14 protein-coding genes and 1 pseudogene are annotated in these 14,567 nt (G+C 59.2%); 6 read left to right on the forward strand and 9 right to left on the reverse strand.

Annotated features, from left to right (window positions below; translation table 11 throughout):
- Positions 1-145: 145 nt before the first annotated feature.
- The 4 genes and pseudogenes from ACXX83_RS16340 to ACXX83_RS16355 all read right to left on the reverse strand — a co-directional run bounded on the left by ACXX83_RS16340 (position 146) and on the right by ACXX83_RS16355 (position 4,116).
- The gene (locus ACXX83_RS16340; RefSeq protein ID WP_217835947.1) at positions 146-790 is read right to left on the reverse strand and encodes a C40 family peptidase; all 645 of its coding nucleotides are present in this window, start codon (positions 788-790) and stop codon (positions 146-148) included.
- A gap of 221 nt (positions 791-1,011) precedes the next feature.
- Positions 1,012-1,716: a DnaA regulatory inactivator Hda gene (hda, locus tag ACXX83_RS16345; RefSeq protein ID WP_007898944.1), complete on the reverse strand. Its 705-nt coding sequence runs from the start codon at positions 1,714-1,716 to the stop codon at positions 1,012-1,014.
- 230 nt (positions 1,717-1,946) lie between these two features.
- On the reverse strand, positions 1,947-3,020 hold the full coding sequence (locus ACXX83_RS16350) for an AI-2E family transporter (protein ID WP_102701791.1): 1,074 nt from the start codon (positions 3,018-3,020) through the stop codon (positions 1,947-1,949).
- Positions 3,021-3,056: 36 nt separating this feature from the next.
- Positions 3,057-4,116: pseudogene (locus ACXX83_RS16355) on the reverse strand (DUF2066 domain-containing protein).
- A gap of 386 nt (positions 4,117-4,502) precedes the next feature.
- On the opposite strand from ACXX83_RS16355, the gene purM reads away from it, so the two are divergent.
- Genes purM through ACXX83_RS16370 form a run of 3 tightly spaced genes read left to right on the forward strand, consistent with a single transcriptional unit; the run spans position 4,503 to position 6,933 of the window.
- Positions 4,503-5,561, forward strand: a complete 1,059-nt coding sequence (gene purM / locus ACXX83_RS16360) for a phosphoribosylformylglycinamidine cyclo-ligase (RefSeq protein WP_217835949.1) — start codon at positions 4,503-4,505, stop codon at positions 5,559-5,561.
- Positions 5,561-6,211, forward strand: a complete 651-nt coding sequence (gene purN / locus ACXX83_RS16365; protein ID WP_007977542.1) for a phosphoribosylglycinamide formyltransferase — start codon at positions 5,561-5,563, stop codon at positions 6,209-6,211. Before purM ends, purN begins: the two co-directional genes overlap by 1 nt.
- Before the next feature lie 8 nt (positions 6,212-6,219).
- Entirely contained in the window at positions 6,220-6,933 is a 714-nt protein-coding gene (locus tag ACXX83_RS16370) for a DUF3108 domain-containing protein (RefSeq protein ID WP_217835950.1), read from the forward strand.
- A gap of 131 nt (positions 6,934-7,064) precedes the next feature.
- On the opposite strand, the gene ACXX83_RS16375 is transcribed toward ACXX83_RS16370, so the two are convergent.
- On the reverse strand, positions 7,065-8,690 hold the full coding sequence (locus ACXX83_RS16375) for a methyl-accepting chemotaxis protein (protein ID WP_458549090.1): 1,626 nt from the start codon (positions 8,688-8,690) through the stop codon (positions 7,065-7,067).
- A 235-nt stretch (positions 8,691-8,925) separates the two neighbouring features.
- Between ACXX83_RS16375 and ACXX83_RS16380 the strand changes: the two genes are divergently transcribed.
- Both ACXX83_RS16380 and ACXX83_RS16385 read left to right on the forward strand, forming a co-directional pair.
- Entirely contained in the window at positions 8,926-9,342 is a 417-nt protein-coding gene (locus tag ACXX83_RS16380) for an OsmC family protein (protein WP_458549091.1), read from the forward strand.
- Between the two features lie 62 nt (positions 9,343-9,404).
- The gene (locus ACXX83_RS16385) at positions 9,405-10,265 is read left to right on the forward strand and encodes a pirin family protein (RefSeq protein WP_458549092.1); all 861 of its coding nucleotides are present in this window, start codon (positions 9,405-9,407) and stop codon (positions 10,263-10,265) included.
- 146 nt (positions 10,266-10,411) lie between these two features.
- Here ACXX83_RS16385 and ACXX83_RS16390 read toward each other — a convergent pair whose 3' ends face one another.
- The 4 genes from ACXX83_RS16390 to ACXX83_RS16405 all read right to left on the reverse strand — a co-directional run bounded on the left by ACXX83_RS16390 (position 10,412) and on the right by ACXX83_RS16405 (position 14,119).
- The gene (locus tag ACXX83_RS16390) at positions 10,412-11,140 is read right to left on the reverse strand and encodes a dienelactone hydrolase family protein (protein WP_458549093.1); all 729 of its coding nucleotides are present in this window, start codon (positions 11,138-11,140) and stop codon (positions 10,412-10,414) included.
- 67 nt (positions 11,141-11,207) lie between these two features.
- Positions 11,208-13,112 carry a molecular chaperone HtpG gene (gene htpG / locus ACXX83_RS16395; RefSeq protein WP_458549094.1) on the reverse strand — a complete coding sequence of 635 codons (1,905 nt, stop codon included), beginning with the start codon at positions 13,110-13,112 and terminating at the stop codon, positions 11,208-11,210.
- Positions 13,113-13,193: 81 nt separating this feature from the next.
- Positions 13,194-13,646, reverse strand: coding sequence for a PaaI family thioesterase (locus ACXX83_RS16400; protein WP_217835955.1), 453 nt, complete (start codon positions 13,644-13,646; stop codon positions 13,194-13,196).
- Positions 13,643-14,119, reverse strand: a complete 477-nt coding sequence (locus ACXX83_RS16405) for a PaaI family thioesterase (RefSeq protein WP_217835956.1) — start codon at positions 14,117-14,119, stop codon at positions 13,643-13,645. Before ACXX83_RS16405 ends, ACXX83_RS16400 begins: the two co-directional genes overlap by 4 nt.
- Before the next feature lie 159 nt (positions 14,120-14,278).
- On the opposite strand from ACXX83_RS16405, the gene ACXX83_RS16410 reads away from it, so the two are divergent.
- A complete protein-coding gene (locus tag ACXX83_RS16410) occupies positions 14,279-14,542 on the forward strand; it encodes a hypothetical protein (RefSeq protein ID WP_104449973.1) in 264 nt (87 codons plus the stop codon).
- Positions 14,543-14,567 lie beyond the last annotated feature (25 nt).

Here is a 14,567-nt window from a genome sequence, read left to right on the forward strand (position 1 = left end):
GCTGCGGCTTTTTCTGCGGGGAGCGCAGAAAAGAAAACCGCCTGCGTAGGACGCAGGCGGTTTGCCATCATTTGTAGATCAAGATTCTAGCGGCTACACGACAAACTTCAAGTAAGACTTTAAGTTCGCCTTACAAAATGTCCGCTTATTTACGTGCAGTGACAATTGGCGACGTGTTAGGTGCCATCGCCAGGGCGCGCTTGGCCTCGATGAAGGTCTTGCTCCAGTAGCTGTCGCCCAGGCTATCGATGCGCACACCACCGCTGCGGCGGCTGCTGGAGTGGATGAACTGATTGTCGCCCAGGTAGATCCCGGCGTGACTGACGCGACCACGACGACCGTTGGTTGCGAAGAACAGCAGATCGCCCGGCTCAAGCTTGCTGCGCGAGACCAGCGGAGCGTCCACGTTGATCATTTCGCGGGTGGAGCGCGGCAGGTTCATGCCCGCTTCTTCGCGGAACAGGTAGCCGATGAAACCGCTGCAATCGAAGCCGGCTTCAGAAGTGCCGCCGAAACGGTAACGGGTACCGATCAGGGACATGCCGCGTTCGAGGATGCTGTCGGCCAGGACTGGAAGCTGGTAGGACTTGCCGCCAGCGAAGTCTGCGAGTTCTTTTTCGGTAGCCTTCTCTTCTTGGTAAAGAGCTTCCTGAAAGAGAGCGGAAGACTGGGCAGTGGCCGGGTTTTGAACCTGCTGTTGCTGCTGCTGGACCACTGGAGTGTGGGCAGCGCAACCGAACAACAGGGTGACGAGTGCGAGAGGCACGAGGGGTGCGAAGCGATTTAGCATGGGCACGACCGTGGCTGAAGTTGTAAAGAAGTCGAGACTATGCCCGCTATCGACCTCATTTGCAAATTCAATCAATCTTTTTGTGACTTATTGGTTTCTCGTTTACATCTAAGCGCTTAAGCCCATTTTAAACATACACGCGGCCTGCAACCTTGCAGGAAAGCGGATTTTCTGGCGCCTGAAATATGCCGAACTGGCTATAAGCCCCGGTTTCAGCGGGTCTACCAGCCGAGGGTTTCTTTCAAAAACGGGATTGTCAGCTTGCGCTGAGCCTGGAGGGAGGCCTGATCGAGGCGCTCAAGCAGCTCGAACAGTGCACTCATGCTGCGGGTGCCGCGAGTCAGGATGAAATGCCCGACCTCATCGGTCAGGTGCAGTCCGCGACGGGATGCGCGCAATTGCAGGGCACGCAATTTGTCTTCGTCGGACAGTGGGCGCATCTGGAAAATCAAGGCCAGGGTCAGGCGTGACTTGAGGTCCGCCAGCTTCACTGGCAATTCGCGCGGGGATGTCGACGCGGCAATCAGCAGGCGCCGGCCACTGTCGCGCAGGCGATTGAACAGATGGAACAGCGCCTCTTCCCAGTCCGCCTTGCCGGCAACCGCCTGCAGGTCATCGAGGCAAACCAGTTCGTACTGCTCAAGGTTATCGAGAATCTCGATACCGCGATCGAGCAGCTCGGCCAGCGGCAGATACACCGCAGGCTCTCCCAATTGCTCGAAGCGCAGGCAGGCCGCCTGCAACAGGTGCGTACGCCCTACCCCATCCTTGCCCCAAAGATAGATCAGGCTTTCGGTCCAGCCGGCGTCGGCTTCGCATAGCCGCTCGACATAGCCGAGTGCAGCGGCATTGGCGCCTGGGTAGTAGTTGATAAAGGTGGCGTCGTCACGCAGACGCACACCTAGGGGCAGCTGAATCGGTTTCATGCTGACTGAACAGTTCCAAAGGAACCGTTAGTGGCCTCTGTGTAAAGTTTGCGAAGTTTATACCCGTGAAGCGGGCCGCACAATGCGATAGACCACAAGCAAAATCAAAGGTTTGCGTTAACGCATCGGTTTTATGACAGTTTCTTTGGCGGTGCATGTAACAGTCGCGCTGTGTAATCAGGCTGGCCCGGCACGAACCCGGGCAGCCCGCCATCGCCCATCGACACCTTTTACCCCTGCGGTTCGTCGACGCCCCCGTAGATATCCGAATCCTTATACAAATCTTGCACATGGCGCACCAACACCATGATCACCGCGGCGACCGGCAATGCCAGCAGCACACCGGTAAAGCCAAACAGCTCACCCCCGGCCAGAATCGAGAAAATCACCGCCACCGGGTGCAGACCAATCCGGTCACCGACCAGCAACGGCGTCAGCACCATACCCTCCAGCGCCTGACCGACCATGAACACCGCGACAATGCCGAGCATCGGGTAAAGATCACCACCGAACTGGAACAGCCCTGCAATCAGCGCCGCACCGATGCCGATGATAAATCCCATGTACGGCACGATCGCTGCCAGACCGGCAATCAGGCCAATCAGCAAGCCCAGCTCCAGCCCGACCAGCATCAGGCCTGCTGCGTAGATCACCCCCAGGGCCACCATGACCAGCAACTGGCCACGAATGAACGCACCGAGTACTTCATGGCATTCACCCGCCAGCGATACCGCGCGCTCCTCACGATCACGGGGCAGCAGGTTGCGGACCTTGGCCATCATCAGGTCCCAATCGCGCAACAGATAGAAGCTCACCACCGGGATCAACACCAGATTCGCCAGCCAGCCAATCAACGCCAGCCCGGAGGCAGTGGCATGACTCAGTACCACGCCGACAACATCGGAGGTCTGACTCATATGCTCGCCGATGGCTGCCTTGAGCCGGTCGAACTTCCAGAAGCCCTCCGACAGGCCGAACTTCGATTGCGCCCAGGGCAGCGCCGTGTGCTGCAGCCAGTCAAGCATCTGCGGGGCCAGCTCATACAAACGAAACAGCTGCCGGGCGAGCAACGGCACCAGGACCAACAGCAGCGCGGTGAGGATCAATGTAAACAGGGCAAACACCGCCACTACACCCCAGGTGCGAGACAGTCCCGCCTTCTCCAGTCGATCCACCAGCGGGTCGAACAGATAGGCCAACAGCAGGGCCACCAGGAACGGCGTCAGGATCGGATGCAACAACCAGACAAAAACACAAAGCAGGACCACCCCGCCGAGCCAGAACCAACGCCGCGTATCGGCCATGAACCACTCCATTGCTTCTATATAAAGAGAGAAAAACTACCAGCGAAACCGCAGTTGCGGTGTCGGGGCAGGCGCAGGCGCCGGGGTAGGCACCGCACCACCGACGGCAGGCTGAACCGGCACTGCCGGAGTCGGTGCCTGAGCCGCCGGCGCTTCCTGCAACCTTGCCAGCGACAGTTGAGCACGCAACTGCTCGACGCTGCCATTGACCCGGTAGACGATCCGGTCGCCGTCAACGCTTTGCACGCGCCCGCCAAATGGCTCCAGCAAGCGCCCAAGGGACGCGTAGTGTTCAAGATTCATGCCTTGCACTTCCAGCAATTGCGCGCTTGAAGCACCGGGCTTGGCGACAAACCGCGGCGCCAGCCGCTCATTGACCGCCAGCATCACCGCATCGGCCACGGCGGCCTGATCGGCACCCTGCACGCTGCCTGCCTCTTTTTTATCTCCCAGCCACAATTGCCACTTGGCTTGCCACTGCCCGCCCTCCTCTTTGGCGTGTACCGCGAGCAGGGCGTCGGCGTTGTAGCGTTCCGATGCCGCAAGCAAAGGGCCGGAATCTGCGCCTTCCAGATTCGGTGCGGTCGCGACGATCTGTTCGTTCAGGTCCGCCAATGGCAAGCGCAATGGCAAGCCCCGGTGCTGGGCAGCCCGACGCAGCGGAGCCGCGCTGGCCTGGCCGTCGCCCACCAGGCTTGAACCCTCGGTGGAATCGTTGAGCCACCAGCCGAGGATCGACGGCCGATTGGCCCCCCCACATGGCCAGGCCGGCGCGGCGCAAGGCCTGTTCGGTGGTACCCGGGTCGAAATCGACTTTAAGGACCTCCGGCGGACCGGCTTCAAAGCCGTATTGGCTGATGATCTGTTGCGGTTCTTTACGAATGGCCGCCAGCCCCGGACTTTGAGCGGCCTTGGGGTCGCCGGTCAGGCGCAGCACCAAAGTGTCCAATGCACGTTGAGTCGCCTGCTCACGCTCCTCGGGCGACTGGCCATTCACCGGCTCGCGCACCTGATAAAGGCCTTTGACGGTTTCGGCTTGACTGACCAGGCTGACCACTGACAAACAACTCACAAGCAAGAATTTACAAAAACGCATGGAAGATTCCTGACGACAAGAGCGGCTGGAACAGACCGCATGAAGACGATCGAGCAAGGCTGTGACCATTGCCCGATGCAAAACATTCACACGTTCCGGGTAAGTTTTCGCACTGTCATAACGATAGACGGTTAATCGCGACACCTTATACAGCCAGGCAGGATGCCACCGACACCGCGCATCAACGGTTTTTTTTTAACGGATATGGCCCTGCTGTCGGCCTGAGGATGGCCGCTGCGGCTCAAGCCTGATAAAATCGCGCGCCTTCGCAGACCGGCAACAGCCGGGCAGTGTCCGAATAGCGCGCATGGTTCTCGCCTACGCAGCTTCGGCGCTCCCGACGGACTCGGTCGTTACCCAGAAATCCCCCCCTAAAGGCCTGGATCATGAGCAAGCAACCCTCCCTGAGCTACAAGGACGCCGGTGTAGACATCGACGCCGGTGAAGCATTGGTCGAACGCATCAAGAGCGTCGCCAAGCGCACTGCGCGCCCGGAAGTCATGGGCGGCCTGGGCGGTTTCGGCGCCCTCTGCGAAATCCCGGCCGGCTACAAGCAGCCTGTGCTGGTTTCCGGTACTGACGGCGTCGGCACCAAGCTGCGCCTGGCACTGAACCTGAACAAGCACGACAGCATCGGCATCGACCTGGTTGCCATGTGCGTCAACGACCTGGTGGTGTGCGGCGCAGAACCACTGTTCTTCCTCGACTACTACGCCACCGGCAAACTGAACGTCGACACCGCTGCCCAGGTTGTTACCGGCATCGGCGCTGGCTGCGAACTGTCGGGATGCTCGCTGGTTGGCGGTGAAACCGCTGAAATGCCGGGCATGTACGAAGGCGAAGACTACGACCTGGCCGGCTTCTGCGTCGGCGTCGTGGAAAAATCCGAAATCATCGACGGCTCCAAGGTTGCTGCCGGCGACGCCCTGCTCGCCCTCCCGTCTTCCGGCCCGCACTCCAACGGCTACTCGCTGATCCGCAAGATCATCGAAGTGTCCGGCGCCGACATCGAAAACACCCAGCTCGACGGCAAGCCGCTGACCGACCTGCTGATGGCCCCGACCCGCATCTACGTGAAGCCGCTGCTCAAGCTGATCAAGGAAACCGGCGCGGTCAAAGCCATGGCCCACATCACCGGTGGCGGCCTGCTGGACAACATCCCGCGCGTTCTGCCAAAAGGCGCTCAAGCCGTGGTTGACGTGGCGAGCTGGACCCGTCCGGCCGTGTTCGACTGGCTGCAAGAGAAAGGCAACGTCGAAGAGAACGAAATGCACCGCGTGCTGAACTGCGGCGTCGGCATGGTTATCTGCGTCGCTCAAGAGCACGTTGAAACCGCGCTGAACGTTCTGCGTGAAGCGGGCGAGCAGCCTTGGGTCATCGGCCAGATCTCCACCGCTGCCGAAGGCGCGGCTCAGGTAGAACTGAAGAACCTCAAGGCTCATTGATGTCTCAGACCTGTGATGTGGTGGTGCTGTTGTCCGGCACCGGCAGTAACTTGCAGGCCCTGATCGACAGCACGCGGACCGGCGACAGCCCGGTCCGCATCGCTGCGGTGATTTCCAACCGCGCCGACGCCTACGGCCTGCAACGCGCCAGGGACGCGGGTATCGACACCCGCACCCTGGATCACAAGGCTTTCGAAGGTCGCGAGGCCTTCGATGCCGCGCTGATCGAACTGATCGACGCCTTCAATCCCAAACTCGTGGTACTGGCCGGATTCATGCGCATTCTCAGCGCGGGTTTCGTACGCCACTATCAGGGTCGCCTGCTCAATATCCATCCCTCGCTGCTACCCAAATACAAAGGGTTACACACTCATCAGCGCGCGCTGGAGGCTGGCGACGCCGAGCACGGCTGCTCCGTGCACTTCGTCACCGAGGAACTCGATGGCGGACCACTGGTCGTACAAGCTGTAATACCGGTAGAGTTACAGGATTCGCCGCAGAGTCTGGCGCAGCGGGTCCATGTTCAGGAACACCTGATCTACCCGATGGCCGTACGCTGGTTTGCCGAAGGTCGTCTGGCCCTCGGCGAGCAAGGTGCTTTACTGGATGGACAGCTACTTGCGGCCAGCGGCCACTTGATTCGTAACTAGGAGATTTTATGCGTCGCGCCCTGCTCTTCGCTTGCGCTCTGCTCGCTTTGCCCTTCGCTCAGGCGGCAGAACTTCAACCCTTCTCCGCCAGCTACACCGCCGACTGGAAACAGCTCCCCATGAGCGGCACTGCCGAGCGCAGCCTCGAAAAAACCAGCGACGGCAAATGGAAACTGAGTTTCAAGGCATCGATGATGATTGCCAGCCTGTCCGAGGAAAGCACCCTGACCCTGGACAAGGACACGCTTCTTCCGGAGTCCTACCACTTTGAACGTGGCGGCCTGGGCAAGGCCAAGAAATCGGACCTGGATTTCGACTGGAACACCAAGATGATCACCGGCACCGACCGCGGTGACGCCGTCAAGCTCCCCCTCAACCGCGGCATGCTCGACAAGTCCACCTACCAGTTGGCTTTGCAACATGATGTCGCTGCCGGCAAAAAGACCATGAGCTATCAAGTGGTCGATGGCGGTGAAGTCGACACCTATGACTTCCGCGTGCTGGGCCCGGAAAAAGTCGACACCAAGGCCGGTCAGATCGATGCGATCAAGGTTGAGCGCGTGCGCGACCCGACGCAGAGCAAACGCATCACCGTAATGTGGTTCGCCAAGGACTGGGATCACCTGCTGGTCCGCCTGCAACAGGTCGAAACCGACGGAAAGGAGTACAACATCATGCTCCTGGACGGTAAGGTCAACGGCAAGACTGTCAAAGGCAGCTGATCCGGATCGACACGAAAAGCCCCGCCATCGCGGGGCTTTTTTTAATCAACAGATCGCAGCCTTCGGCAGCTCCTACATGGATCGCATAAACCTGTAGGAGCTGCCGAAGGCTGCGATCTGTTGATCTTCAATCAGACCGAAAACCGCGCCACCAGCGTGTTCAGGTCCACCGCCAACCGCGACAACTCCTGACTCGCCGCACTCGTCTGATTCGCTCCGGTCGAGCTCTGTTGCGCCAGGTCACGGATGTTCATCAAGTTGCGATCGACCTCCCGCGCCACCGCCGCCTGCTCCTCCGAGGCACTGGCAATCACGATGTTGCGCTCATTGATCACGGTGAATGCCGAGGCGATGTCTTCCAGGGCAACGCCCGCTGCTTTTGCCGCCTCCAGCGTCGAACGCGCCCGGGTGTTGCTCTGCTGCATCGAGCTGACAGCCAGATCGGTACCCTGCTGGATACCGGTGATCATCTGCTCGATTTCCCTGGTCGACTGCTGGGTCCGGTGCGCCAGGGCCCGCACCTCATCAGCCACTACCGCAAACCCGCGCCCGGCCTCCCCGGCTCGCGCGGCTTCGATCGCCGCGTTCAAGGCCAGCAGGTTGGTCTGTTCGGCAATCGCGCGAATCACGTCCAGCACGGTAGTGATGCCATACACCTTCTGCGCCAGATCTTCGACCTGAGCGACGTTGGTGGTGACATCTTCAGCCAGCGACTCGATCGACAGCACCGTCTGATGCACTTGTTCGCGGCCGTGTTGGGCAATGCGGTCGGACTCGCGCGAAGCTTGCGACGTTGCTGCGGCATTGCTCGCCACTTCCTCCACGGCGGCGGTCATCTGGTTGACCGCCGTGGCCGCCTGCTCGATCTCCAGGCTCTGCTGATGCAGGCCTCGGGTAGCGTCTTGCGTGACGCAACTGAGCTCTTCCGAAGCCGAAGCCAATTGACTGGATGAATCGGATATACGCCGGATGGTTTCGCGCAAACTCTGTTGCATGCTCTTGAGCGCGTGCAGCAGACGCGCGGGTTCATCCTTGCCGGAAATGGTGATGGCTGCAGTCAGGTCGCCGCCGGCGACCACCTCGGCCACTTTCAATGACTGTGACAGCGGCAACACGATGCTGCGCGTCAACAGCAGTGCCAGGCCAATGGTGATCAACGCGGTCACACCGATCATTACCCCGACCCAGACCCGCGACTGGCTGAACACCAGGCGACCCGCTTCGGTTGCCATATTGGCGTTGTGCCGATTGAGCTCGACCAGTTCCCTGAGCGCAACCGTGATTTCATCGGCCAGAGGATTCATCTCGCCATTGAGAATGGCCGCCGCCTCTTCCACCTGCCCCTGGGTAGCTTCGGCCATCACCTGACTCTGAAACTGCATGTACCTGGCCTCGGCGGCCTTGAAGCGGTCGAACAATACGCGCTCTTCAGGCAGCACGATCAACTTGTCATAACGTTGCTGAGCCTCTTCGAGAACGCTTTTGAGTTCGTTGATCTTGTTGACGTTCTGCGCCTGTACCTGCGGGTCGCGATTGATCAACAGACGCATGGTCAATGCTCGCAGCCGCAACATGTCCTGACTCATATCACCGACCGCCATGACACTGGGCAGCCAGTTGTCATCGACCTGATCGGACTGTGCCCGCATGTTGGACATTTGCAGCAGAGCGAACGCGCCCAAGCCAAAAACCATCAACGCCAACAGGCCAAAACCGAGACTCGCGCGCGGCGCAATATTGAGACTTCTGATACTCATTCCCCTGGTTCCTTCCAAAAGCGCTGCGTCAGGCAGCTGGTTCTTTAGACGGTATCGGACTGTTGAAAATTTGCGTAAGACGAAAAAGTGATATCAAAACAACATTACTGCTACGGTAACGATTCAGCGAAAAGACTCACCCGTACAAGAAAACCGGAACGCACATCCGGCACCATGCTCTATACCTTCAAGGTCTTTTTGATCGAACAAATATCTGTCGCTTGCGAGGTTTCCCATGACCGTTACCGTCAACACCGTTTCTGCCGAAGGCTTTCGCCACAGCGTACAAATCGATGACCATGAACTCTTCGCCGACGTTCCCGTCACAGCGGGCGGTGAAGGCAGCGCACCGGAACCGCACGACTATTTCGATGCCGCACTCGGCGCCTGCAAAGCCCTGACCCTCAAGCTCTATGCAAAGAAGAAGGACATCCCATTGACCGGTGTCGGCGTCGAGGTCAAGCGCGACAACAGCCTGGAACAGAAAGGCCAATACACGCTGCACGTCAAACTGACCCTCAAGGGTGTACTCACCGACGCCCAGCGCGACGAGCTGCACCGCGTGGCCGATCGCTGCCCGATCCACAAGCTGATGACCACGTCTGAAGTCAGCATCGAAACGCATTTGTCCGAAGGCGCCTTCAGCCAATAGCGGCAAGGGCTGCGCGAGCGGGTTATGCTCGAACGCATCGCCCGCTCAGCCTGGAACGCACCATGAACACTCCGCTCGTGATCCGCCCCCGCACCGAAGACGTCGAAGGTCAGCCGATCCTGCGTCCACTGCCATCCGCCAAGTGCCGCAGCGTCGGGCCATTCGTGTTTTTCGATCACATGCTGGAAACCCGTTATCCGCCGGGAAAAGGCATGAATATCCGCCAGCACCCACACATCGGCCTGTCCACCCTGACCTATTTGTTCCAGGGGCAAATCCAGCACAAGGACAGCCTGGGTTCCGATCAGGTTGTTGATACCGGCGATGTCAGCTGGATGACGGCCGGCAGCGCCATTGCCCACGTCGAACGCACGCCCGAGGCTCTCAAGGAGAGCGGCTTCACGATGCACGGTTTGCAGATATGGCTGGCATCGCCCAAGGAAAAAGAACAGGGGCCGGGGCATTACAGCCACCATCCGGCGTCCACCTTGCCAGTCAGCGAAAACCTGGGGGTGAAGATCCGCATGATTGCCGGGTCGGGCTTTTGCCTGGAGTCACCGGTGCCGGTGCTTTCTCCTACGTTGTACGCGGAACTGCACCTGCAAACGGCGACGACATTACTGATTCCCACCGAGCATGAAGAACGTGCGCTGTATGTGTTGAGCGGCGAGGTGCAACTGGATGGCGAGCTGATAGAACCGCTTTCGCTGGTGGTACTGCCTGCCGGAGAAGAGTTGACCCTGTTTGCTGAAAGCGACAGTCACGCCGTGCTGTTTGGCGGCGCGCCGCTGGACGGGCCACGGCGGATCAACTGGAATTTTGTCGCGAGCGATCCGGCGGCGATTGATGAAGCGCGCCGGCGCTGGGCGGTCGGGGACTGGCCGACGGTGCCGGGAGAAAGTGAGAGGATCGAATTGCCTTAGTTTTTCTATCGTTAGTCAGGCCGCCTTCGCGGGCAAGCCCGCTCCCACAGTTTCCATGTTGTCCGCAAAAATTGCGCATGGACCAAATCCCTGTGGGAGCGGGCTTGCCCGCGAAGGAGCCGGCACTCACACCGACCAAGTCATGGTCAGCCCCTGAACACTTCATCCAGCAAGTTATGCATCGACGTGAACGCCCGGGCAGCCACCTTGGCGTCATACATCATCATGCCCGGCACCTTGGCGTGCGGGTCGGTGAACGAGTGAAACGCACCGCCGTAGCTCAGCAACTGCCAGTCCACACCGGCCGCGTTCATTTCATCTTCGAACGCCGGCAACTGCTCCTTCGGCACCAGTGGATCGGAGGCACCGTGCAGGACCAGGACCTTACCCTTGATGTTTTTCGCGTCGGCCGGATTCGGTGTGTCCAGCGTGCCGTGGAAGGATACCGCGGCCTTCACCGGCGCACCGGTACGGGCAAATTCCAGGGCACAGCAGCCGCCGAAACAGAAACCGTAGGTCGCCAGCTTCGACGTATCGACTGCCGCCTCGCCCTGGCTCTGCAACTGTTCAAACGCCACCTGCATGCGCTTGCGCAGTAACCCACGGTCATTCTTCAACGGCATCATTGCCGCCCCGGCCTCGTCATTGTTCGACGGACGAAGTGATTGCCCGTAAAGGTCGGCGATCAGCACCACGTAGCCCTTGGCCGCCACGGACCTGGCGATCTCCTCGGCACCGGCGCTGACGCCCATCCAGTTCGGTGCCATCAACAAGCCCGGACGCGGGCCTTTATGGTCGGCATCGAAGGCCAGACGGCTTTCGTAGGCCTGGCCATCAATCTGATAGGCAACGGAACGTACAGTGATTTGGCTCATTTCTGACTCCTGATTGTTGAACACCAGAATGAAAAAACCCGCCGAAGCGGGTTTTTCTACAACACAGTTAAGCTGATAGCTCGACCAACAGTTTGTTCAGACGGCGCACATAGGCCGCCGGATCTTTCAAGCTGTCGCCGGCCGCCAGGGCCGCCTGATCGAAGAGGATGTGCGACAGATCGCCGAAGCGCTCATCGCTCTGCTCGTTGTCGAGCTTCTCGATCAGCGGGTGAGCCGGGTTGAACTCGAAGATCGGCTTCGAATCCGGAACCTTCTGCCCGCTGGCTTCGAGGATCTGGCGCATCTGCAGGCCCAGGTCCTGCTCGCCGATGGCCAGGATCGCCGGCGAATCGGTCAGGCGATGGGACACCCGAACTTGCGCAACGGATTCGCCCAGTGCAGTTTTCAGACGCTCAACCAGACCTTCCTTGGACTTCGCGACTTCTTCCGCGGCCTTCTTGTCTTCTTCCGAGTCCAGGTTGCCGAGGTCCAGGTCACCGCGCGCCACGTCGACGAAGCTCTTGCCGTCGAAGTCGCTGAGGTAGCTCATCAGCCACTCGTCGATGCGGTCGGTCAACAGCAGCACTTCGATGCCTTTCTTGCGGAAGACTTCCAGGTGCGGGCTGTCCTTGACCTGCGCGTAGGTTTCGCCGGTCAGGTAGTAGATCTTGTCCTGACCTTCCTTGGCGCGCGCCAGGTACTCGGCCAGGCCGACAACCTGCTCGCCATCGTCGCCTTGGGTCGATGCGAAACGCAGCAGACCGGCGATTTTTTCCTTGTTGGCGAAATCTTCTGCCGGGCCTTCCTTCATGACCTGACCAAAGTTTTTCCAGAAGCCCTTGTATTGCTCAGGCTCGTTTTTCGCCAGTTTCTCCAGCATGTCCAGCACGCGCTTGGTCAGCGCCGACTTCATGGAGTCGATGATCGGGTCTTTCTGCAGGATTTCCCGCGACACGTTCAGCGACAGGTCGTTGGAGTCGACCACACCCTTGATGAAGCGCAGGTACAGCGGCAGGAAGGATTCGGCCTGATCCATGACAAATACGCGCTGCACGTACAGCTTCAGGCCTTTTGGCGCTTCACGCTGGTACAGGTCGAACGGAGCACGGGTCGGCACGTACAGCAGCGAGCTGTATTCCAGCTTGCCTTCGACCTTGTTGTGGCTCCAGCTCAGCGGGTTTTCGAAATCGTGAGCGATGTGCTTGTAGAACTCCTGGTATTCCTCGTCCTTGATCTCGGTACGCGGACGGGTCCACAGAGCGCTGGCGCGGTTGACGGTTTCCCATTCAACGGCAGGCTTCTCTTCGCCTTCGGCGGCTGCCACTTCTTTGGGCAACTCGATCGGCAAGGCGATGTGGTCGGAGTATTTCTTGATGATGTTGCGCAGGCGCCAGCCATCGGCGAACTCGTCTTCACCGGATTTCAGGTGCAGGACGATGCGAGTGCCGCGCTCGGCCTTGTCGATTGTCGCGACTTCGAAGTCGCCTTCGCCCTTGGACGACCAGTGCACGCCTTCGCTGGCAGCGCTGCCGGCACGACGGCTGTACACATCGACCTTGTCGGCGACGATGAAGGCGGAGTAGAAACCGACACCGAACTGGCCGATCAGGTGCGAGTCTTTCTTCTGGTCGCCGGTCAGGTGCTTCATGAAATCGGCGGTGCCGGACTTGGCGATGGTACCCAGGTGGGTGATCGCATCTTCGCGGCTCATGCCGATACCGTTGTCTTCGAGGGTGACGGTTTTAGCGTCCTTGTCGAAGCTCACGCGGATTTTCAGTTCGGCGCCGCCTTCCAGCAGCTCTGGCTTGGCCAGGGCTTCGAAACGTAATTTGTCGACAGCGTCAGAGGCGTTCGAGATCAATTCGCGAAGGAAAATTTCCTTGTTGGAATACAGCGAATGGATCATGAGATGCAGCAGCTGCTTCACCTCGGTCTGGAAGCCCAGGGTTTCCTTTTGAGTTTCCACACTCATGGTCATCAAACTCCAATCAGATGGCATAAGCCGCGACCTTGAGGGTCAGCGGCGGGTTGTCATCAGAGTTTGGGGCTGAGTTCAGGATTTCAAGGGCTCCTCGAGTTTGAAATGTGCACGGGCCGTGGCGATGGGTTCGGCCTCAGTGCTTTGCCAGGCGGTAATCGCCACGTTGGCAACCCGCCGCCCCTGGCGGCAAACCTGGCATCGGGCCCAGGTGTCGCGAAACTGCCCGGCTCGCAGGTAATCCAGGGAGAAGTCGATGATCTTCGGCACCCCGGGCGATCCGGTAAACACCAGCAGGTGCAGCGCCGCTGCCAATTCCATGAACCCGGCGATCACACCGCCATGAATCGCCGGCAGCAATGGGTTACCGATGTTGTCCTTGCTCGCCGGCAGCTTGAACAGCAGCTCATCGCCCACCCGTGAACATTCGACGCCGATCAGCCGGGCATAGGGAATCAAACCCAGCAGCGAGGCGTAATCACCCTGCTCATGGGCCTTTTGCAATTGATCCTTCAGCGACTCGCTCATTGCGCACCTCCGGCAACCGCGCCACCAAAGCCCTTGGTGCCTTTAATGTTCTTGCCCATGCGCATGAATGTGCCCATCACATGGGCAATGGGTTGCCCGGGATCATCCTGATAGGCGAAGCCACGGGCAAAAATCACGTCGGTGGTGACCCGGTAGCACTGGGCGAAGCCGTAGACGTCCTTGTGCGGTTCGGCGGCGTGCATGTAGTCGATGCGCAGGTCGAGGGTCGGACAGACTTCGAACTCCGGGAGCACACAGAGCGTCGCCATGCCACAGGCCGTGTCCATCAGCGAGGTCAGTGCCCCGCCATGAATCACGCCGGTTTCGGGATTGCCAACGATCTGTGGGCTGTACGGCAGCACGATCGTCAGTCCTTCGTTGCTGGCGCTGTGAACGCTTAGTCCAAGTACCTGACAATGTCGCAGCGCCGACAAAAAGCGCTTCGCTTGCTCAAAAACGGGGTTCTCAGCCATTTGATAAACACTCTTGTTTACGTTCGTGCAATGCGGTGGCAGTCGGGGTAAAAGTTCCGCATTAGAACAAAACTTATATATCTGAAAGAATTAAGGAACTTAACCCTGATGTGTGAGCTCTTAATGCCAGTACATGCTTTTCATCAGGAGAAACACCCCATGCGTAAGACTTTAGCTATTGCCTTGATGTTGACCGCTTCCCTCGGTCTCGCTGCCTGCGATAAAAAATCCGAGGACAAAGCTCAAGAAGCTAACAAACATGCTGAGCAAGCTCAGCAAGACATGAGCAAAGCTCAGGATAAAGTGAACGACGCGGCGAAAGAAAACGCCGAAGCTGCCAAAGCTCAGGCTGAATCGAACGCGGAAGCGGCAAAAGAGGCTGCTCCGGCCACTCCAGCCGCTCCGGAAGCGCCTAAGAACTAATCCGGTTTTTAGCGTGACAAAAGAA

It is taken from the genome of Pseudomonas sp. GNP012 (genome assembly GCF_054343835.1).